General features: G+C 73.3%; 19 protein-coding genes. 6 read left to right on the top strand and 13 right to left on the bottom strand.

Features of this window, described 5'->3' with window-relative positions; all coding sequences use genetic code 11:
• Window positions 1–16: 16 nt before the first annotated feature.
• The 3 genes from LN042_RS05935 (at window position 17) to LN042_RS05925 (ending at window position 3,053) form a co-directional block, all read left to right on the top strand.
• A complete protein-coding gene (locus LN042_RS05935; RefSeq protein ID WP_230049140.1) occupies window positions 17–949 on the top strand; it encodes an ROK family protein in 933 nt (310 codons plus the stop codon).
• Window positions 946–2,127 carry an N-acetylglucosamine-6-phosphate deacetylase gene (nagA, locus tag LN042_RS05930; protein ID WP_230049138.1) on the top strand — a complete coding sequence of 394 codons (1,182 nt, stop codon included), beginning with the start codon at window positions 946–948 and terminating at the stop codon, window positions 2,125–2,127. Before LN042_RS05935 ends, nagA begins: the two co-directional genes overlap by 4 nt.
• Window positions 2,128–2,192: 65 nt before the next feature.
• Complete coding sequence (locus tag LN042_RS05925; protein WP_230049136.1) at window positions 2,193–3,053, top strand: class II fructose-bisphosphate aldolase; 861 nt, start codon at window positions 2,193–2,195, stop codon at window positions 3,051–3,053.
• 7 nt (window positions 3,054–3,060) lie between these two features.
• On the opposite strand, the gene LN042_RS05920 is transcribed toward LN042_RS05925, so the two are convergent.
• Complete coding sequence (locus tag LN042_RS05920; RefSeq protein ID WP_230049134.1) at window positions 3,061–4,140, bottom strand: carbohydrate-binding protein; 1,080 nt, start codon at window positions 4,138–4,140, stop codon at window positions 3,061–3,063.
• Window positions 4,141–4,150: 10 nt separating this feature from the next.
• On the bottom strand, window positions 4,151–6,061 hold the full coding sequence (locus LN042_RS05915; protein WP_230049132.1) for a GGDEF domain-containing protein: 1,911 nt from the start codon (window positions 6,059–6,061) through the stop codon (window positions 4,151–4,153).
• A gap of 340 nt (window positions 6,062–6,401) precedes the next feature.
• Here LN042_RS05915 and LN042_RS05910 point away from each other — a divergent pair, with 340 nt between their 5' ends.
• Window positions 6,402–6,923 carry a flavin reductase family protein gene (locus LN042_RS05910; RefSeq protein WP_230049130.1) on the top strand — a complete coding sequence of 174 codons (522 nt, stop codon included), beginning with the start codon at window positions 6,402–6,404 and terminating at the stop codon, window positions 6,921–6,923.
• Window positions 6,924–6,930: 7 nt separating this feature from the next.
• Here LN042_RS05910 and arfB read toward each other — a convergent pair whose 3' ends face one another.
• On the bottom strand, window positions 6,931–7,365 hold the full coding sequence (gene arfB / locus LN042_RS05905) for an alternative ribosome rescue aminoacyl-tRNA hydrolase ArfB (protein WP_230049128.1): 435 nt from the start codon (window positions 7,363–7,365) through the stop codon (window positions 6,931–6,933).
• Between the two features lie 52 nt (window positions 7,366–7,417).
• Between arfB and LN042_RS05900 the strand changes: the two genes are divergently transcribed.
• Window positions 7,418–7,903, top strand: coding sequence for a hypothetical protein (locus LN042_RS05900; protein WP_230049127.1), 486 nt, complete (start codon window positions 7,418–7,420; stop codon window positions 7,901–7,903).
• A 26-nt stretch (window positions 7,904–7,929) separates the two neighbouring features.
• On the opposite strand, the gene LN042_RS05895 is transcribed toward LN042_RS05900, so the two are convergent.
• From LN042_RS05895 to LN042_RS05865, 7 genes are all read right to left on the bottom strand, one after another.
• Entirely contained in the window at window positions 7,930–9,198 is a 1,269-nt protein-coding gene (locus LN042_RS05895) for a hypothetical protein (RefSeq protein ID WP_230049125.1), read from the bottom strand.
• 68 nt (window positions 9,199–9,266) lie between these two features.
• The gene (locus LN042_RS05890) at window positions 9,267–9,764 is read right to left on the bottom strand and encodes a DUF3180 domain-containing protein (RefSeq protein ID WP_230049123.1); all 498 of its coding nucleotides are present in this window, start codon (window positions 9,762–9,764) and stop codon (window positions 9,267–9,269) included.
• Between the two features lie 77 nt (window positions 9,765–9,841).
• On the bottom strand, window positions 9,842–10,435 hold the full coding sequence (folK, locus tag LN042_RS05885; RefSeq protein WP_230049121.1) for a 2-amino-4-hydroxy-6-hydroxymethyldihydropteridine diphosphokinase: 594 nt from the start codon (window positions 10,433–10,435) through the stop codon (window positions 9,842–9,844).
• Window positions 10,436–10,511: 76 nt separating this feature from the next.
• Window positions 10,512–10,874 carry a dihydroneopterin aldolase gene (gene folB, locus LN042_RS05880; RefSeq protein WP_101381735.1) on the bottom strand — a complete coding sequence of 121 codons (363 nt, stop codon included), beginning with the start codon at window positions 10,872–10,874 and terminating at the stop codon, window positions 10,512–10,514.
• A 99-nt stretch (window positions 10,875–10,973) separates the two neighbouring features.
• Complete coding sequence (locus LN042_RS05875; protein WP_372495683.1) at window positions 10,974–11,486, bottom strand: nuclear transport factor 2 family protein; 513 nt, start codon at window positions 11,484–11,486, stop codon at window positions 10,974–10,976.
• A gap of 45 nt (window positions 11,487–11,531) precedes the next feature.
• Entirely contained in the window at window positions 11,532–12,386 is an 855-nt protein-coding gene (gene folP, locus LN042_RS05870) for a dihydropteroate synthase (RefSeq protein WP_230049119.1), read from the bottom strand.
• 68 nt (window positions 12,387–12,454) lie between these two features.
• Window positions 12,455–14,302, bottom strand: a complete 1,848-nt coding sequence (locus LN042_RS05865; protein ID WP_230049117.1) for a phosphatidylglycerol lysyltransferase domain-containing protein — start codon at window positions 14,300–14,302, stop codon at window positions 12,455–12,457.
• Window positions 14,303–14,671: 369 nt separating this feature from the next.
• Between LN042_RS05865 and LN042_RS05860 the strand changes: the two genes are divergently transcribed.
• A complete protein-coding gene (locus tag LN042_RS05860) occupies window positions 14,672–15,850 on the top strand; it encodes an alpha/beta hydrolase (RefSeq protein WP_230049115.1) in 1,179 nt (392 codons plus the stop codon).
• 128 nt (window positions 15,851–15,978) lie between these two features.
• On the opposite strand, the gene folE is transcribed toward LN042_RS05860, so the two are convergent.
• The 3 genes from folE to hpt all read right to left on the bottom strand — a co-directional run bounded on the left by folE (window position 15,979) and on the right by hpt (window position 19,570).
• On the bottom strand, window positions 15,979–16,584 hold the full coding sequence (folE, locus tag LN042_RS05855) for a GTP cyclohydrolase I FolE (protein ID WP_230049113.1): 606 nt from the start codon (window positions 16,582–16,584) through the stop codon (window positions 15,979–15,981).
• A gap of 127 nt (window positions 16,585–16,711) precedes the next feature.
• Window positions 16,712–18,742: an ATP-dependent zinc metalloprotease FtsH gene (gene ftsH / locus LN042_RS05850; protein WP_230049111.1), complete on the bottom strand. Its 2,031-nt coding sequence runs from the start codon at window positions 18,740–18,742 to the stop codon at window positions 16,712–16,714.
• Between the two features lie 273 nt (window positions 18,743–19,015).
• Window positions 19,016–19,570: a hypoxanthine phosphoribosyltransferase gene (gene hpt, locus LN042_RS05845; RefSeq protein WP_230049110.1), complete on the bottom strand. Its 555-nt coding sequence runs from the start codon at window positions 19,568–19,570 to the stop codon at window positions 19,016–19,018.
• Between the last annotated feature and the right edge of the window lie 38 nt (window positions 19,571–19,608).

The following is a 19,608-nucleotide window of genomic DNA, read 5'->3' as shown; positions in this document are numbered from 1 at the left end:
AAGGGAAACTGTCCCCGTGAAGCACGTCATCGCACTCGATGTGGGCGGCACCGGCATGAAGGCCGCGCTGCTCGCCCAGGACGGCTCCGTGCTGTTCGAAGCACGCCGGCCGACCGGGCGGGAGCGCGGCACCGACGCCGTGGTCGCCGCCATCCTCGACTTCGCCGCCGACCTCGCCGAGGAGGGCCGCCGCCGTTTCGGCCGGGGCCCGCTCGCGGCCGGCGTCGCGGTGCCGGGCACGATCGACGAGAAGAACGGGATCGCGGTCTTCTCCGCCAACCTCGGCTGGCGGGACCTGCCGATGCGGGGGCTGCTCGGCGAGCGGCTCGACGGCCTGCCGGTCGCCCTCGGCCACGACGTCCGCTCCGGCGGGCTGGCCGAAGGGCGGATCGGGGCCGGACGCGGCGTCGAGCGGTTCCTCTTCGTCGCGCTGGGCACCGGCATCGCCGGAGCCATCGGCATCGACGGCCGGATCGAGTCGGGGGCGCACGGCTACGGCGGCGAGATCGGGCACGTGGTGGTCCGGCCCGGCGGCCCGGCTTGCGGCTGCGGCGCCCGCGGCTGCCTGGAGACACTGGCCTCGGCCGGCGCGGTCTCCCGGGCCTGGGCCGAGGCGTCGGGCGACCCGGACGCCGACGCCGCCGGCTGCGCGCTGGCCGTCGCCGCCGGCGACCCGGCCGCGGTGGCCGTCTGGCAGCGCGCGGTGGAGGCCCTCGCCGACGGCATCGTGCTGGCGCAGAGCCTGCTCGACCCGTCGACGGTGATCGTCGGCGGCGGGCTGGCCGAGGCCGGTGACACGCTCTTCACCCCGCTGCGGGCGGCGGTGTCCGAGCGGCTGACCTTCCAGGCGCCCCCGACGGTGGTCCCGGCCATGCTCAAGGACACCGCCGCCGCCCTGGGCGCGGGACTGCTCGCCTGGGACCTGCTCTCGACGGAGGTGACCGCGTGACCGCGGACCAAGTCGTCCTGGCCGGTGCCCGGCTGGTGCTGCCGAGCGGCGTCGTCGAGGACGGCCGGCTGGCCTTCTCGGGCAGCACCATCACCGGGATCGGCGGCCCCCGGGCGGCCGGCGCCCCGGACCCGACCGCCCTGGACCTGACGGGCTTCACCGTGGTCCCGGGGTTCGTCGACCTCCACGTGCACGGCGGCGGCGGCGCCTCCTACGCCTCCGGGAGCGCCGAGGAGGCGCTGGTCGCGGCCCGCGCGCACCTGGAGCACGGCACCACCACCACGGTCGCCTCCACCGTCACCGGCGAGCTCGACGAGGTCTGCCGGCAGGCGGCGGTGCTCTCCGAGCTGGTCGAGGACGGGGTGCTGGCCGGGGTGCACTTCGAGGGCCCGTTCATCTCCCCCGGGCGCTGCGGCGCGCACCGCCCGGACCTGCTGCGCGACCCGGACCCGGCGCTGGTCCGCAAGCTGGTGGACGCCGCCCGCGGCACCGCCAGGATGGTCACGCTGGCCCCGGAGCTGCCCGGCGGCCTGGAATCGGTGCGGCTGCTGGCCGACCTCGGGGTGATCGCGGCGGTCGGCCACACCGACTGCGACTACGCCAGGACCCTGGAGGCGGTGGAGGCCGGAGCCACCGTCGCCACCCACCTGTTCAACGCGATGCCGAGCATCAACCACCGCGCGCCGGGCCCGGTCGTCGCCCTGCTGGAGGACGAGCGGGTCACCGTCGAGCTGATCAACGACGGCGTCCACCTGCACCCCTCGGTGCTGGACCTGGCGTACGGCGCGGCCGGTGCCGAGCGGGTCGCGCTGATCACCGACGCGATGGGCGCGGCCGGGATGGGCGACGGCCTCTACCCGCTTGGCCCGCTGCAGGTCCGGGTCGAAGGCGGCGTCGCCCGGTTGGCGCAGGGCGACTCGATCGCCGGCTCCACGCTCACCCTGGACGTCGCCTTCAAGCGCTCGGTCCTCGTCAACAAGCTGAGCCTCACTCAGACCGTGCAGTCCGTCTCCACCAACCCGGCCGCCCTGCTCGGCCTGTCCGACTCGATCGGCTCGCTGGCCGTCGGCAAGAACGCCGACCTGGCGGTGCTCGACTCGCAAACGTACGACCTGGTCGCCGTGGTCCGCCGCGGCGAATGGATCACCGGCGCCGAGCGCTTCTCGAACGGACGCTGAGCCCTGCTCAGTCGTTCCCCGGGAGGGCCCGGTGTCCGCCACCGACACCTCCCGAGGGGACACCCATGCCACTGGCCCGCACCGCCGACCTGCTCGCCCGCGCCGCCGCCGACCGCCGCGGCCTGCCCGCCTTCAACGTGATCACCCTGGAGCACGCCGAGGCGATCTGCGCCGGCGCCGAGGCGGCCGGCACCCCGGTGGTGCTGCAGATCAGCCAGAACGCGGTCGCCTACCACGGCGGGCGGCTGCTGCCGCTGGCCCGCGCCTGCACCGAACTGGCCGCCGCCTGCGCGGTGCCCGCCGCGCTGCACCTGGACCACGTCGAGGACATGGAGCTGCTCCGGGCCGCGCCCGCGGCCGGCTTCTCCTCCGCGATGTTCGACGCCTCCGCGCTGCCGCACGCCGAGAACGTCAAGGCCACCGCCGAGGCCGCCGCCTTCGCCCACCGGCACGGCCTGCACCTGGAGGCCGAGCTCGGCCGGGTCGGCGGCAAGGACGGCGAGCCGCCGCTGCCCGCGCACGCGCCCGGCGCCCGCACCGACCCGGCCGAGGCCGCCGACTACGTGGCCGGGACCGGGGTGGACGCGCTGGCCGTGGCGGTCGGCAGCTCGCACGCGATGACCACCCGCACCGCCACCCTGGACCACCCGCTGATCGCCGCCCTGGCCGCCGCCGTGCCGGTTCCGCTGGTGCTGCACGGCAGTTCGGGGGTGCCCGACGCGGAGCTGACGGCGGCGGTCGCGGCCGGCCTGGTCAAGATCAACATCGGCACGGCGCTGAACACCGCCTTCACCCCGGCGCTGCGCACCGCGCTGGCCGAGCGCCCGGACGCGGTCGACCCGCGCAAGGTGCTGTCGCCGGCCCGGAGCGCGATGGCCGACACCGTCACCCGACTGGCCCGGGTGGTGGCCGGGCCGGCCGCTTGACGAACCGTCAGCCGGTCGGCGAGGCGGGGCCCTGGCTCGGGTAGTCGTTGCCCGTGTCCGTCCCGGTCAGCGCGATCTGGTCCAGCATCACCGGGCCGCCGGTGGTGGTCACCACGATGGTGTCGGTGCCGGCCGGCAGGTCCGGGCTCACCCAGGTGTACGACCAGGACTTGGTCGGGTCACCCCCGGTGTTCCAGCTCTTGAAGGTGGTGCCGCCGTCGTGGTCCTTGCCGTTCACGCTGATCGCGACGTGCACCGGGCCGCCGCTGAGGTTGCCGTAGTGCAGCCAGATCTTCCCGGGGGTGGCCGCGGTCGGCACGGTCACCGTGAACGTCGCCGTGGAGCCCTGCTGCATCTGCAGGTAGCTGCCGTCGGCGGAGACCGCGCCCTTCACCGCGTTGGTCAGCGTGGCGCCGCCGCCCGGCTGCGCCTTCGAGGCGTCCACGAAGCCGCCCGAGACGGGGCTCGGCGAGGCCGGGGGCGACGACGCGGCCGAGGCCGGGGCCGAGGCCGACGGAGCCGCGCTGCCGGCGCTCGGGTGGCCGGCGCCGGTGGCCGGCGCCGGGGCGGCATTGTCCTTCTTGGTGCCGTCGTTGCTGGAGAGGGCGATGCCGGCGCCGATCGCGATGGCCGCGATCACCGCCACCACGCCGATCACCGCGCCCTTGCCGCGCCCGCGCGGGGCGTCCTCGCCGGGTCGCGGCCGGGACCGCTCGGCGTACCGGGGCTGCTGGTGCGGCAACTGGGCGGCGGGTTCGCCGTAGCCGGGGCCCGGCTGCTGCTGCAGGTAGGACGGCGGCGGGCCCTGCGGCGGGCGGGGAGCCTGCTGGCCGTACTGCGGCGGCTGGCCGTAGGCGGCCTGCTGGCCGTACTGGGCCCGGCCGACCTCCATCGGGCGGTAGGCGGTGCGCGGGGCGGCCGGCGGCTGCTCGGCGCCCGGCGCGCCCCCGGCGGGCCGGTACAGGTAACCGAACGGGTCGTCGTCCTGCGGGGCGCCGCCCGCGCCCTCCTCGGGCCCCTGGCTGCCGGCCGTCATCGCGCTGATCAACTCCCCGTCACTGTGCTGGTGCACCTGTACCCAGGGCACCCTACAGGGGCTACACCGCGCGCCGGTGCGAGCGCTCCCCCCGTGAGCCGCGCAGCGGGCCGCCACGGGCCCGCTTCTCGTCGTACATCCGCTTGTCGGCCTCGTGCAGCACCTCATCGATGCTCATGCCGCAGCCGGCCCAGCCGATCCCCAGGCTGACCCCCACCCGCATCACCCGCCCGGCTATCCGCATCGGCGGCTGCACCGCGCCGCGCAGCCGCAGCGCCAGGTCGGCGGCCTCCGAGCTGCCGATCGAGTCGGCCAGCACCACGAACTCGTCGCCGCCCAGCCGGGCCACCGTGTCGCCCTCGCGGACCGCCTGCTGGAGCCGCCGGGCCACCTCCACCAGCACCGCGTCGCCCGCGTTGTGGCCGAACCGGTCGTTCACCGACTTGAAGCCGTCCAGGTCGCAGAAGAGCACCGCGAGCCCCTTCTGCGGGGCCGGGCCGGCGGCCTGCGGACCGTGCCAGGGCTCCGGGGCGGCGTCCGGGTCGCCGGGCACCACGGCGTGCACGTGGTCCGGCGGCGGGGCGTCGTAGCCCTCGTGCGCGGCCAGGTCCGGCGCGCCGCGCCCGGCGTACCCGTGGGTCAGGGTGCCGCAGCCGCCGGTGCCCTGACCCGCGAGGTCGCTGTGCGCCCCTTGGCCGGGCCCCGGCGGCCCGCAGACACCGGCGGGCACCGGGGTGGCCGAACGCTGCCCGTGCGGCCCGTGGAAGCCCGTGGCGCCGGGTTGGGCGGGCACCGCCCCCAGGACGCAGGGGGAACCGCCCCCGGACTCCCCCGGGCCCCGGCCGGGGGGATCCCCGTCGTGCGACGCGGCTGAGGCCGGGCCCTGCGGCAGCGCGCAGAGCCGACGGGCCAGCCGGGCCCGCAGCTCGGCGCCGTTGGGCAGCCCGGTCAAGGCGTCATGACTGGCCCGGTGGGCCAGCTGGATCTCGTGCCGCTTGCGCTCCTCGATGTCCTCGACGTGGGTGAGCAGGAAGGTCGGGCCCTCGGCGGCGTCCGCGACGATCGAGTTGCGCAGGCAGACCCACTGGTAGCTGCCGTCCCGCCGGAGCAGCCGCAGCTCGGCCCGGCCGCTCTCGGTGCTGGTGCGCTCCAGCAGGCTCCGGTCGTCGGGGTGCACCAGGTCGAGGAAGCTGTGCTGGCGCAGGCCTGCCCGGGAGCGGCCGAGCAGCCGGCAGAGCGCGTCGTTGACCCTGGTCAGCCGGCCGCGGCCGGGGCCGTGCAGCTCGGTGATGGCCATCCCGCTGGGGGCGTACTCGAAGGCCTGGCGGAAGCTCTCCTCACTGGCCCGCAGCGCCTGCTGGTCCTTCTCCATCCGGGCCAGCGCGCGCTGCATCTCGGCCCGCAGCCGGGCGTTGCCGATCGCGATCGAGGCCTGCAGCGAGAACATCTCCAGCGCCTCGCGGGTCCAGGCGCCCGGACGCTTGCCGCTGCGCGGCCGGTCCACGCTGAGCACCCCGAGCAGGTCGCCGCCGGCGCTGTACATCGGGGCCAGTAGGCCGTCCTCGGGGTGCCAGTCGTTGGCGTAGACCGGCATCGGGCCGTCGCCGGTCCAGTGCGGGATGTCCGGCTCGACCGCCCAGCCGCGGTCGTACGGCAGGAACCGCAGGGTGCCCCAGTGGTCGGCGGCGGCCAGCAGCCGGTCCCAGGAGGCCCGGCTGCCCACCTGGCCGAGCAGCACCGCGGGGCCGCCGTAGTCGCGCTCCTCGAACTCCCAGACCGCCGCCACCACCAGATCGCCGTCCGGCCGGACCAGGCTGACCGCGGCGGCGTCGAAGCCCAGACCGTGCACCGCGCCCTCGACCACGGCCTGCAAGGTGCCCGCCAGGCTGCGGGCAGCGTTGAGGTCCGCCACGACCCGGTGCAAGGTGCGAAGGGTCGCGAGGCGGACGTACGGCTCCGACTCGGCTTCCATGCGGGGGCTCCCCCGGTTCTTCGGGTGGGTCTTGATGGTTATCGTCCGATTGCCAGAAGAACTGAATCACAGCGAGCACAGCGATCGGCACGCTCGGTCAGCAATAGGTCGTTACTTGTGACTCAAATCACAGAACGCATAGAGAGGCAAATCCGGTTCATCTCGGTCATGCCCGGACAGGATCCGGCGATGGCCAACTTCGCGGTCGATCGTGCCCGGTCCGAGCCCGCGCGGCCGCCGCACGGCCGTCCGGAACCGGACAGCTCGCCCCAGGGCCTAGGACCGGCCTAGGACCACCGCCGGATGCCATCGACACGGCCCTGGGGCTACCGTGCGGTACGTGTCCACCTCGCCGCAGCACCTCACCGTCCCGAACGCCACCCCGGACGAGTTCCGCGCCGCGCTCACCCAGCTGGCCGCCGGCGTCGCCCTGGTGACCGCCTCCGACGCGGGCGACGACGCGGGAATGACCGCCACGTCGTTCCTGTCGGTCTCGCTGGAACCGCCGCTGGTGCTGGTCTCGGTGCGGGAGGACTCCCGGATGGACGAACTGCTCTCCCGGGTCGACCGGTGGGCCGTCTCGCTCCTCGGCGAGCAGCACAAGGCAGTGGCCGGCCGGTTCGCCATGAAGGGGCGGCTCAGCGACCGACTGCTGTTCGCGGACACCCCGCACGAGCGCTCCGAACTGACCGACTCGCCGCTGATCAGCGGCGCCCTGGCGACCGTGGAGTGCCGCACCGAGCAGCGGATAGCCGCCGGCGACCACACCCTGGTGCTCGGCCGGGTGCTGCGCGCCCGGGTGCCGGCCCCGGACGGCCGACCGCTGCTCTACTTCCGCGGCGGCTACCGGCAGCTGGGCTGAACCGGAGCTAGTCGGTGGCGCGCGGCGCCGACCGGCCGCGCTTGAGCTCCGCGCGGTGCTTCTTGTTCGCCAGCCGCCGCTCGACCATGCCGCGGCTCGGCTTGGTGGCCCGGCGGGCCTTGGGCGGCGGGGCGGTCGCCTCGCCGAGCAGCGAGGCCAGGCGGGCCGCCGCCACCTCGCGGTTGCGCCACTGCGAGCGGTGCTCGCTGGCCCGCACCACCAGCACCCGGCCGTCCACCAGCCGGTGCGCCAGCCGCTCCAGGGCGCGCTGCTTCCACACCTCGGGCAGCGCCGCGGAGGCGGCCAGGTCGTAGCGCAGCTCGACCTGGGTGTCGGAGGTGTTCACGTGCTGGCCGCCGGGGCCGCTGGACCGGGAGAAGCGCCAGACGAGCTCGGCGTCCGGCACCGCCACCGAGCCCCGAACGCGCACTGGCTCGGGCATACCGCCATCATCCCCGGACGGACCGCGCCGCGTCACGCGGTTAAATGAGCGGGTGATCGAGCTCGGCTACTCCCTCTCGCTGCGGATCCCCGACCCACCGCAGACCGACTACCGCACCGCCTCCGTGCAGGCGCTGCGGCACGACCTGTTCTGCGGGGACGTGTACATCGCCGAGGACGAGCTGGAGCTCTCCACCGCCTGGGGCTGGGTGCCGGTGCTGGACTTCGCCTGGGCGCTGTGCGACATCGTGGAGCAGCTCGACGAGGACCCGCGCGGCAGCCGGGCCGCCGCGCTGCGCACCGCCGACCTGGACTTCACCCAGAACACCGAACTGCTCAGGTTCGCCCGCCGGTTCGGGCACGTGGAGATCATCGCCAGCTGGCTGGACGAACCGCCGCTGGTGGTGCGCCACCAGGAACTGCGCCGCGAGGCCCGGGACTTCCTGCAGGACGTGCTGGCCGACCTGACCGACCTGCACCCGGAGCTGGGCGACAACCCGAACATCTGGGTGCTGGCCGGTCGTTATCCGCGGATCTGAGCAACTCTCAGCTATTCGGGCGGACTTCAGCGGTGCTTGGCGCGCAGCTCGCCGACGTCCAGCAGCTCGGTCTCGTCCTCGGGGGTGAGGTCGACCACCTCGGTGCCGGCCACCTCGTCGCCCAGCACGTCGGCCAGGTCGTCCTGCGCCGGGCGGGCCTGCTCGGCTCCGGCGCCCGCCCGCTCGGTGCGCTGCTGGGCCAGCTCGCTGACCGAGCGCACCGACGGGGCCGGGGCGGCCACCCGCGGCGCCGCGCCGCGGTCGAAGAAGCTGAACGAGGGCGCGGGGCGGCTGCCCGGCGCCGACGGGCGCGGGCGCTGCCGGGCCACCGGCACCATGGCGGCGGCCGCGGCGGCCCGCTCGGTGGGGGCGGCGAGCATCGGGCGCACGGGGGAGGCGGTCACCGCGGGACGTTCGCCGGGCGCCGCCTTCGCCGCGGGCCCGGCCTCGGTACCCGGCTCGACGGCAGCGGGCTCGGCCTCGGCAGCCGACTCGACGGCAGCGGGCTCGGCCGCCGGCCGGGCAGTCGGCTCGACCAGGGCGGGCCTGTGCTGGGCGCGCACCTCGGGCAGCGCGGCGGGCGCCGCGTCCGGCAGCGCGGCCGGCAGCGCCTCGGGCAGCGCGGGGGACAGCGCCTCGGGCAGCGCGGGGGCCTGGGCCTCGGGCAGCGCGGGGGCCTGGGCGGACCGCGCGGCCGGCAGTGCGGCGGGCTGCCGGGCGGCCTGCCGGCGCGCCAGGTGCTCGGCCTGGGCCTGCGCCAGCTCGGCGCGCCGGGCCATCGCCCGCAGCGCGTTCGCCGCGCGCAGGTAGGCGACCGGACTCACCGGATGCTTGGGGCGGGCCGCCTCGATCGCCTTCTGGGTCGCCTCGGCCTCCCTGAGCGCCTGCTCGGCGGCCAGCACCGCGCGCTCCTTGAGCAGCCGGGCGATCTCGGTCTCCGCCTTGGCCAGCCGGGACTTCTCCGCGGTCAGCCGGCGGCCGAGCCGGGACGCCCGCTCCTCGGCCACCTCGGCGGCGTACTCGGCCTCGGCCAGCTGTTCCTCGAACCGCTCCTCGTCACGGATCCGGCGGGCCGCGGCGGCCTCGGCGGCGGCCCGCGCGGCGCGGTCCCGCTGCCGCAGCACCATCGCCAGGCCCAGGACGGCGAGCACCGCGGCCACTCCGACCGAGCGGGCCACCATCTGGTCCGAGTCGAGCAGCAGTTCGGCGAGCGCGGTCACCGTGAGGACGGCCGCGGCGGCGGGGCCGATCGCACGGCTGAGGAGCGAGGAGTGTCGGTGGCGTCCGCGAGGCATGGGCAGAAAACTAGCGTGCGCCGAACCTGAGTGTTTCCTTGGGGTGGGCGCCTGCGGTTGATGCCTGGTCAGCGCGGCGAGGAGGCCGTGCCCTTGCCCCGGTCGCGGTTGCCGCCGTCCTCCGGGAGCTTGCAGATGTGCTGCAGCCACAGGGCCACGGCGACCACGGCGGCGCCCGCCAGCACCGCCAGCCCGGCGGTGATCGCCGGCCCGCGGTGGGCGTCGAAGTCCGGCAGGGTGAGCAGCTCGATGCCCAGGCCCGCGTAGATCCCACTGACCACCGCGGAGGCCAGCGCGCTGGCCTGCGCGAGCACCACGGCCCGGGCGGCCAGCAGCGGGTCCACCCGCTTGGCGTCCGGCGCCCGGTCCCGGATCGCCTTCAGCCGGGCGCGCAGCGAGAGCGCCACCGCCAGCAGGATCACCGCGACCACCGCCAGCACCACCGGTGCCGCGGTGGGCGTGCCGGGCAGCGTGGCCAGCGAGTTCCACAACTTCGCGCCGGCCCAGGCGAGGGCCGTGGCGACCACGAAGATGGCGAGCAGGAGACGCAGTCGCAGCGGCTTCACGATCCGGGTTTTCCCTTCTGACGGACGGTCGGCCGTCGCACCGACCCTACTGCGACGGCCGCGGCCCGATCTCGGCCCTACTCGGGCAGCCGCAGCTCGATGTCGGTGCGGCGCCGCACGTCCTGGCTGTCCCCGATCGCGGCGAGCAGCTCGGCGACCGGCCCGTGCCCGGGCAGCTCGGCGGCCTGGTCGGCGTCCAGCCAGGGAGCCAGCACGAAGGCCCGCTCGTGCGCGCGCGGGTGCGGCAGCAGCAGCACCGGGTCCTCGCTCAGCACGCCTTGGAAGTTGATGATGTCGACGTCCAGGGTGCGGGCACCCCAGCGCACGGTGCGCTCCCGGCCGAACGCGTCCTCGATCGCGTTGGCCCGCTCCAGCAGCGAGTACGGCGGCAGCGTGGTGCGCAGCAGCACCACCGCGTTGTAGTAGTTGGGCTGCTCGGCGGGGCCGCCCAGGGCCTCGGTCTCGAAGACGCCGGACACCGCGGTGATCTTCACGCCGGGGGTGTCGCCCAGTGCGTCCACCGCGCCCTGCAGCGTCTCCAGCCGGTTGCCCAGGTTGCTGCCCAGGGCCACCACGGCGGTGCGCGGGTTGGCCAGCGTGCTGTCGGCGCTGTCCACCCGGTGCTGCAGGTTGAACGTGGTCGGAGTGGCGGTCGGGTCGCTGGTGCTCATCGGTGGCCCTTCCTGGGCGTGGAGGCGCCCCGGCCGGAGGCTGGGGAAAGCTGCTGGGTGGTCGCGCGGGAGGCCGTCACGGGCGGCCCCGGTGGATGGTGACGGTCACGTCGTCGAAGGGCACGGTGATCGGGGCGTCCGGCTTGTGGACCGTGACCTCCACCTCCTCGACCGGCTCGTGCTTGAGGCACTGGTCGGCGATCCGCTGGGCCAGCGTCTCGATCAGGTCGACCGGCTCACCGGCGATGATCGCGGTGACCTCCTCGGCGACGATCCCGTAGTGGGCCGTGCGCGTGAGGTCGTCGCCGGAGGCGGCCGGGCGGGTGTCGAGGTGGAGCACCACGTCGACCACGAAGGTCTGGCCCTCGATCCGCTCGCGCTCGAAGACCCCGTGGTGGCCGCGGGCGCGCAGGCCCTTCAGGGTGACACGGTCAAGCACCTGGCATCACTGCTCCTGATCTGGGTCCGGCAGGCCACGTCGCCCACCGACCATCGAATCTACCCTCGGCCGCCGACGGTCCGGTCCCAGGGCCCGGCGTCAGCCCCGGCCGTCGCCCTCGTCATCGTCATCACCGCTGGTCAGCACGGGTGAGCCATGGTGCGACCAGAGCCGCCAACCAGCCGGGGTGCGGCGGAACAGGTTGGTGGCGACCACCTTGCCGCCGACCAGCGGACCCAGCTCCCCCTCCTCCTCGGCCTCGCCGCCGGACAGGATGTTCTCGGTGCAGGTGACCAATGCCGCGTCGCCCTGCACCTCGACCTCGACATCGGTCAGGAAGAACTGGATGTACTCCGTGTTCATCATGATCAGGAGGTAGGAGCGGGTCACCTGGGCGCGGCCGCGCAGCACCGGCCAGCCGGGGTGCACGCAGACCACCCCGCCCTTGTCGTCGGCGTCGGCCGCGGAGAGCCAGACGTCCTCCAGCGCCTCCAGGTCGTTGTTCTCCAACGACTCGTACAGCCGCTGGTTCGCCGCCAGCACCGCCTCCCGGTCGGCCTCCAGGGCCGCCGTCTTGCCGTTGTTGCCATTGCCCAGCGAGTCACCGGTCACGCCGGCCACCACCCACCTTCCGTCCGCTTCCGTCCGCCCGTCCGCTCAGCTCGGCCCCGCGGCGCGCCAGGCGGCGACCACCCGGACGGCGTCCGCGGTGCCCGCCACGTCGTGCACCCGCACCGCCCAGGCCCCCGCCCGGGCCGACAGCACCGAGATCGCCGCGGTCGCGTCGTCGCGCCGGCGGGGTGGCCGCAGCTCGCCGGTTTGCGGGTCGGCGAGCAGCGTACCCAGGAACCGCTTGCGGGATGCGGCCACCAGCACCGGGCGGCCCAAGGCGGTCAGCGCGTCCAAACCTCCCATCAGCGCCCAGTTGTGCTCGGGGGTCTTGGCGAAGCCCAGCCCCGGGTCCAGGACCAGCTGCTCGGCCTTGACCCCGGCCGAGAGCAGCGCCTCGATCCGGGCGGTCAGCTCGGCGACCACATCGGCCACCACGTCCTGGTAGACCGCCCGCTGCTCCATGTCGGCGGACTGGCCGCGCCAGTGCATCACCACGAACGGAGCCCCGCTGTCGGCCACCACCCGGGCCATCGCCGGATCGGCCAGCCCACCGGAGACGTCGTTGACCAGCACCGCGCCGGCCGCCAGCGACTGCTCGGCCACCGCGGCCCGCATGGTGTCCACCGAGACCAGCACCCCGGCGGCGGCCAGCTCCCGCACCACCGGGATCACCCGGCGCAGCTCCTCCTCCTCGGTGACCCGCTGGGAGCCCGGCCGGGTCGACTCACCGCCCACGTCCACCAGGTCGGCGCCACGGGCCACCAGGTCGAGCCCGTGCGCCACCGCCTTGCGCGGATCCAGCCAGCGGCCACCGTCCGAGAACGAGTCCGGCGTCACATTGACGACGCCCATCACGGCACAGCGATCAAAAACCGGCAAACCGGGCAACGGGTTGTTCATGGGCCCATTATCGGCCCGCAACCCGTCACCCGGTCTCCGGTGCGGCGGTCCCGGTCAGCCGGTACGGCTCAGGCAGCCGGGGCGATCGAGCCCGACTGGTCGGCAGGCGCCGGCATCAGCCCCTGGCGCTGCTTCTTGCGGCCGAACCGCGGCATGCCCAGGGTGATGAACGCCTCCGCCTGCATCGCCGCGAAACCGATCCGCGGCAGGTCCCGGGTGTTCGGGTAGACCAGGAACCGCGGCTCCCACTCCGGCTGGAACTTGGCGTTGAACTTGTACAGCGACTCGATCTGGAACCAGCGGGAGAGGAAGACCAGCAGCCCGCGCCAGGCCCGCAGCACCGGGCCGGCCCCGATCCGCTCACCACGGGCCAGCGCCGACCGGAACATCGCGAAGTTCAACGAGACCCGGCGGATGCCCATCGCGGGCACCGCCTCCAGGGCCGCCACGATCAGCAGCTCGTTGAGGCCCGGGTCGGCCGCCCGGTCGCGGCGCATCAGCTCCAGCGAGATGCCGTCCTCGCCCCAGGGGACGAAGTGCAGCACTGCCTTGAGGTCGTCCGCGTTCGGGTCCTCGCCCTCGCCGGGCGCCTTGTGCGCGGTGACCACCACGCAGGCGTCGTCGCCGGGGTCGCCGAACCGGCCGAGCGCCATCGAGAAGCCGCGCTCGGTGTCGGTGCCGCGCCAGCGGGCCGCGGCGTCGGCGATCCGGAGCTTCTCCTCCAGGCTCAGGTCGCCGACCCGGCGCACCTGGCAGGAGTAGCCGTTGCGCTCGATCCGCTTGACCATCTGGCGGACGTTGCGCATCGCCCGGCCGGCCAGCGAGAAGGTGGACGCGTCCACGATCGCCTCGTCGCCCAGCTCCAACGCGTCCAGGTGGGCCTCACGGGTCCACACCTCGCCGCCGGTCTCGCTGCAGCCCATCACGGCCGGCACCCAGGCGTGCTCCCGGGCCTGCGCCATGAAGGCCTTGATCGCACCGGGCCAGGCCTCGACGTCACCCACCGGGTCGCCGGAGGCCAGCATCACGCCGGAGACCACCCGGTAGGAGATGGCCGCCTTGCCGGTCGGCGAGAACAGCACGCTCTTGTCCCGGCGCAGCGCGAAGTAGCCCAGCGAGTCGCGCTTGCCGTGCCGGTCCAGCAGGGCGCGGACCTTGGCCTCGTCCTCGGCGGTGAGCTCCGGCTCCGGCTTCTCCGGGCGCAGCAGCAGGTAGGCGGTGGAGAAGGCGGTCAGCAGGCCGAGCCCGGCCAGCGAGTAGCCGACCAGGTCGCCGATCCGGTCCGGGTGGTAGCGGACCGGGCCGTCCAGGCCGAACAGGCCCCAGACCGTCTCCCGGACCCGGGCCATCAGGCTCGGGTGCCCCATCTCACGGGACGAGTGCGAGTTCACGATCAGGAAGCCCAGGCCCAGGCTGATCGCGCCCATCACCACGAAGTTCAGCAGCGCCCGCCAGCGGGTGCGCGGGTCGGCCTTGGCGTAGAACTCACGGCGGTGCACCAGCATCACCGCGAGGAGCACCAGCGAGACCACGGCCGGGCCGATCTGGTGCCAGCGCAGCACGTGCAGCGCCGCGCCCGCCGGCAGCAGCGCGCACACCATCCGCCAGGCCCGGCGCTTGCGGCGGCGCAGGGCGTGCGCCAGCAGCACCAGCAACAGGCCGATCAGCAGGGTGCCGGCGGTGGCGATCGTCGTGGTGGTGCCCGGCAACTCGCCGGCCCAGGTGTGCACCCGGGTGTGGCGCAGCCGCGGGAAGACCCCGCTGGCGATGTCCACCAGGCCGATCAGCAGGGTGGCGTAGCCGACCACGCCGGGCAGCCAGGCGCGTGGAACCGCGGCAGCTTGGGTACGCAGCGTCTGCAGCCCCCGGCGGCGGGGCTGCTCGTGGGACGACTCAGCGGACACGGGAACACTCATGGAAGTTCAGAGTAGAGGCTGCACGAGTGTGGCCGATCACCCCGAGGGGTGAGCCGGGAGGGACCTTCATCCTTTTTTCCCAATCCAGACCAAGAGAACGTCAAGAGCGAGCAATGGGCGGCCCACCTGCACCGATGCGCTCCGTTACCGGAGTGCGGCCGGCCCCCCTGCGGGTGGCGACGCCGAAGTCTAGAGCTTTGGTTCCTGCGGGTGAAGCCGGGCGCGTACCGATGGCCCAACCGTGCCGCGACCGGCGCCGGGCACGTTGCCCCCGTGGCGCCGCTGCTCGGGTGGCCCGCTCCCGGGCGGCCCGGAGATGATGGTCAGCAGTGCCCACCCACATGCTGACGGACCGCCAGGGGGCCTGGGATGCAGCTGACCAGCACCGCGCTGGTGTACCTCACCGCGGCCGTCGCCGTGCTCGCGACCGCCGGCACCGTGTGGCTCTGGCCCCGGCTGGCCGGTCGCCGGCCGTGGCACATCGCCGGCCGGATCGGCACCCTGATGTTCACTCAGCTGGCGGTACTGGCGCTGGCCGGGCTGACGCTCAACAATTCCTTCGGCTTCTACACCTCTTGGGCCGACCTGCTGCAGTCCGACACCAGGCCGCTGGCCCTGGGCCAGTCGGGCGGCGGCCGGTCGGGGCCGCCGTCCGGCGACACCCTGGTGCGGCCCACCGACGAGGGCGGCCTCGGTACGGTGACCGACCTGCCGCAGGGCCCGCCGGAGCAGGTCGGCCGGGTGGATTCGATCCGGGTGACCGGGAAGACCAGCGGGCTCTCCGACCAGATGTTCATCTATCTGCCACCCGAATACTTCAATCCCAGGTACTCCCGGCAGCGCTTCCCGGTGCTGCTCGCCCTGGCCGGCTACCCCGGCGGTGCGCTCCACCTGCTGACCGAGCTGCACACCCCGCAGCACGTCTCCCAGTTGCAGCGCACCGGCCGGATGGCGCCCACGGTGGTGGTGATGGCCCGGCCCACGGTGGCCGCGCCGCGCAACACCGAGTGCGTGGACGTGCCCGGCGGCCCGGCCACCGAGACCTGGTTCGCCGAGGACCTGCCGGCCGCGCTGCGCTCCGTCTACCGGGTCAGCCGTTCGGCGCAGTCCTGGGGCGTGCTGGGGTACTCCACCGGCGGTAGTTGCGCGCTGCGGCTGGCGCTGCGCCACCCCGGCTCCTACGGCAGCGCGGCCGCCCTGCACGCCGACTACCAGGTGACCGGCGACTGGTCCACCGGGGACCTCTTCGGCGGCAACCAGCAGCTGGCGCAGGGCTACGACCTGGCCTGGCGGCTGCAGCACCTGCCGGTGCCGGCCGCCTCGCTGCTGATCGTCAGCACCAGGACCGAGGACGACTACCAGGCCACCCAGCAGTTCCTGGCCACCGCCGCGACGGTGACCAAGGCCCATCCGGAGCTGCGGGTGGACTCGCTCTTCCTGCCCGACGGCGGGCACAGCTTCGACACCTGGCGGCGCGAGCTGCCGGCGGCGCTGGAGTGGCTGAGCGACCGGCTGGCGCCCCCACCGGACCGGGAGCCGGCGGACTGAAGCGCCCCGGACCGGGCGGGGTCAGGGGCGCTTCAGGGGAGCCTCAGCGGCGCGCCGGAGGAGCACGACGGCTCGACGGCTCAACGGCTCAACGGCTCAACGGCTCAACGGCTCAACGGCTCAACGGCTCAACGGCTCATGATGAGGCTCATCGCCTCGGCGCGGGTCGCGGCGTCGCGCAGCTGGCCGCGGACGGCCGAGGTGATGGTCTTGGCGCCGGGCTTGCGGATGCCGCGCATCGACATGCACATGTGCTCGCACTCGATCACCACGATCGCCCCGCGCGGCTCCAGGATCCGCATCAGCGAGTCGGCGACCTGGCTGGTCAGACGCTCCTGCACCTGGGGGCGGCGGGCGTAGACGTCGACCAGCCGGGCCAGCTTGGACAGGCCGGTGATCTTGCCGGTGGTGGCGGGGATGTAGCCCACGTGCGCGACGCCCTGGAACGGCACCAGGTGGTGCTCGCAGGTGGAGAACACCTCGATGTCCTTGACCAGCACCATCTCGTCGTGGCCGAGGTCGAAGGTGGTGGTCAGCACGTCCTCCGGCTTCTGCCACAGGCCGGCGAATATCTCCTTGTAGGCGCGCGCGACCCGGCCGGGCGTGTCCAGCAGGCCCTCGCGGTCCGGGTCCTCGCCGACGGCGATCAGAAGCTCTCGAACGGCGTTCTCGGCCCGCTTCTGGTCGAAGGTACCGATGCCGGACTGTCCGTCGAGCGTCACCGGATCGATCATGCGAGCCTCGCAAACTAGCTGGGTGATGGGGGCTGAACAGCGCAGATGCCGCGCCTCAAGGGTACAAACCCTTCAGACGCGGCATCCATTCCGCTGTTCAACTGCGGCGCGCAAGGCGCCGGCGGCCTCAGTTCTCGGTGGTCTCGCCGGTCACCGGAGGCAGCTTGACGATGTCCACCGGACCCGCACCGGCCGCACCGTTGCTGAGCGCCAGCTCCTTGGGCGACTGCACCGGCGGGCGGGTGGACGGGGTGCGGCGGGCCGAACCGGTCCAGGCCGGACGGGCCGGGCGCTTGACCACCGGAGCGAAGATCTCGGCCAGCTGCTCCTTGTTCAGGGTCTCCTTCTCCAGGAGCTCCAGGACCAGGTTGTCGAGCACGTCCCGGTTCTCGACCAGGATCTCCCAGGCCTCGTTGTGGGCGTTCTCGATCAGCTTCTTGACCTCTTCGTCCACCAGCCCGGCGACCTCCTCGGAGTAGTCGCGCTGGTGGCCCATCTCACGGCCGAGGAACGGCTCGGAGTTGTCGGTGCCGAACTTGATCGCGCCCAGCCGCTCGGTCATGCCGAACTGGGTGACCATCGCACGGGCCGTGCCGGTGGCCTTCTCGATGTCGTCCGCGGCACCGGTGGTCGGGTCGTGGAAGACCAGCTCCTCGGCCGCGCGGCCGCCCATCATGTAGGCGAGGCGGTCGAGCATCTCGTTGCGGGTCTGCGAGTACTTGTCCTCCTCCGGCAGCACCATGGTGTACCCCAGGGCGCGGCCGCGGGACAGGATGGTCACCTTGTGCACCGGGTCGGAGTTGGGCGAGGCCGCCGCGACCAGGGCGTGACCGCCCTCGTGGTACGCGGTGATCTTCTTCTCCTTCTCCGACATGATCCGGGTGCGCTTCTGCGGACCGGCCACCACGCGGTCGATGGCCTCGTCCAGCACGGCGTTGTCGATCAGCTTGCGGTCCGAGCGGGCGGTCAGCAGGGCCGCCTCGTTCAGCACGTTGGACAGATCGGCGCCGGTGAAGCCGGGGGTCCGCTTGGCGACGGCCGACAGGTCGACGTCCGGCGCGATCGGCTTGCCCTTCTGGTGCACCTTGAGGATGTCCAGGCGGCCCTGCAGGTCGGGGCGCTCCACCGCGACCTGGCGGTCGAAGCGGCCCGGGCGCAGCAGCGCCGGGTCCAGGATGTCCGGGCGGTTGGTGGCGGCGATCAGGATCACGCCGCCCTTGACGTCGAAGCCGTCCATCTCGACCAGCAGCTGGTTGAGGGTCTGCTCCCGCTCGTCGTGGCCGCCGCCGAGGCCGGCGCCGCGGTGCCGGCCGACCGCGTCGATCTCGTCGACGAAGATGATCGCCGGCGCGTTCGCCTTGGCCTGCTCGAACAGGTCGCGGACCCGGGAGGCACCGACACCGACGAACATCTCGACGAAGTCCGAGCCGGAGATGGAGTAGAAGGGCACGCCCGCCTCGCCCGCGACGGCCCGCGCGAGCAGCGTCTTGCCGGTTCCGGGCGGGCCGTAGAGCAGCACGCCCTTGGGGATCTTGGCGCCGACCGCCTGGAACTTCGACGGCTCCTGCAGGAACTCCTTGATCTCCTGGAGCTCCTCCACCGCCTCGTCGGCACCGGCCACGTCGGCGAAGGTGGTCTTCGGGGTGTCCTTGGTGAGCAGCTTCGCCTTGGACTTGCCGAACTGCATGACCCGGGAGCCGCCACCCTGCATCTGGTTCATCAGGAACAGGAAGATCAGCACGATGACCACGATGGGCAGCATCGAGACCAGCAGGCTGACGAAGGTCGACTGCTTCTCCGGGCTGATCGTGTAGCCCTGCGGCGGCATCACCGAGGCGTCGTTGGACATCTTCTCGGCGATGTCCTTGCCCTGGTCGCCGATGTACGAGGCCTGGAACTTGGTGCCCGACGGGACCTTGCCGTTGCCGCCGGCCGGCAGTGCCGCGCCGTCCTTCAGCTCGACCTTGATCGTCTGGGAGTCACCGGTGGTGATCTGCGCCTGCTTGACGTTGCCAGCGTTGATCGCCTGGACCACCTGGCCGGTGTCCACCGTCTTGTAGCCGTTCGAGTCCGAAACGACGTTCATCAGCACAATGACGGCGACGACTGCCAGGAGGATCCATGCGATCGGCGCGCGGAAGTATCGCTTGACGTCCATCCATGCGGGGCGTTGCCGCCCCGTCCCTCCTGCCACTCAAACGGCACCTGGCGGCTCTCGGCCGTCGGCGCTTCCGGTTATGTGCGTACGCACCCCGCCCACCACCGGATCCGGTCCAACCGAACCAGCCCGGTACGAAGAGCGGGTAATTTGACCGTACAGCAGTCGCCCCCCACTCCGGGCGGAGCGCGACGGTACGGCCTATGCAGTTGTCCGTTCGCCGACTCCAACGGGCGGAACCGGCGGGGTGTTCCCCTCGGGGCCGGTCGGTGCTCAGCCGCCGTACACGTGTGGGGCGAGCGTACCGATGAACGGGAGGTTGCGGAGCTTCTCCGCGTAGTCCAGCCCGTAGCCGACCACGAACTCGTTGGGGATGTCGAAGCCGACGTACTTGACGTCGATCTCCACCTTGGCGGCGTCCGGCTTGCGCAGCAGGGTGCAGACCTCCAGCGAGGCCGGCCCGCGCGAGCCCAGGTTGCCGAGCAGCCAGGACAGGGTCAGGCCGGAGTCGATGATGTCCTCGACGATCAGCACGTCGCGGCCGGCGATGTCGGTGTCCAGGTCCTTGAGGATCCGCACCACGCCGGAGGACTTGGTGCCCATGCCGTACGAGGAGACCGCCATCCAGTCCATGGTGACCTTGGAGTGCAGCGCCCGGGCCAGGTCCGCCATCACCATGACGGCACCCTTGAGGACGCCGACGATCAGCAGGTCCTTCCCCTCGTAATCCCGGTCGATCCGCTCGGCCAGCTCGGCCAGCTTCGCGTCGATCTCGTCCTTGCTGATGAGCACCTTTGCCAGATCGGCGCCCATGTCCTTTGCGTCCACCGGGAGTACGTCCTCAAGGGTTCGTGGTCCTGTGCCGG

Origin of the sequence: Kitasatospora humi, from assembly GCF_020907985.1 — a bacterium.
Taxonomy (GTDB): domain Bacteria; phylum Actinomycetota; class Actinomycetes; order Streptomycetales; family Streptomycetaceae; genus Kitasatospora; species Kitasatospora humi.
This window is presented reverse-complemented; position numbering and strand designations above follow the sequence as displayed.

Coding starts and splice junctions, on each gene's coding strand:
- folE (WP_230049113.1), bottom strand. CDS start 16,584: ATGATCGATCCGGTGACGCTCGACGGACAGTCCGGCATCGGTACCTTC.
- arfB (WP_230049128.1), bottom strand. CDS start 7,365: ATGCCCGAGCCAGTGCGCGTTCGGGGCTCGGTGGCGGTGCCGGACGCC.
- folK (WP_230049121.1), bottom strand. CDS start 10,435: ATGAGCACCAGCGACCCGACCGCCACTCCGACCACGTTCAACCTGCAG.
- LN042_RS05925 (WP_230049136.1), top strand. CDS start 2,193: ATGCCACTGGCCCGCACCGCCGACCTGCTCGCCCGCGCCGCCGCCGAC.
- LN042_RS05895 (WP_230049125.1), bottom strand. CDS start 9,198: ATGCCTCGCGGACGCCACCGACACTCCTCGCTCCTCAGCCGTGCGATC.
- LN042_RS05860 (WP_230049115.1), top strand. CDS start 14,672: ATGCAGCTGACCAGCACCGCGCTGGTGTACCTCACCGCGGCCGTCGCC.
- LN042_RS05865 (WP_230049117.1), bottom strand. CDS start 14,302: ATGAGTGTTCCCGTGTCCGCTGAGTCGTCCCACGAGCAGCCCCGCCGC.
- ftsH (WP_230049111.1), bottom strand. CDS start 18,742: ATGGACGTCAAGCGATACTTCCGCGCGCCGATCGCATGGATCCTCCTG.
- folP (WP_230049119.1), bottom strand. CDS start 12,386: ATGAACAACCCGTTGCCCGGTTTGCCGGTTTTTGATCGCTGTGCCGTG.
- LN042_RS05915 (WP_230049132.1), bottom strand. CDS start 6,061: ATGGAAGCCGAGTCGGAGCCGTACGTCCGCCTCGCGACCCTTCGCACC.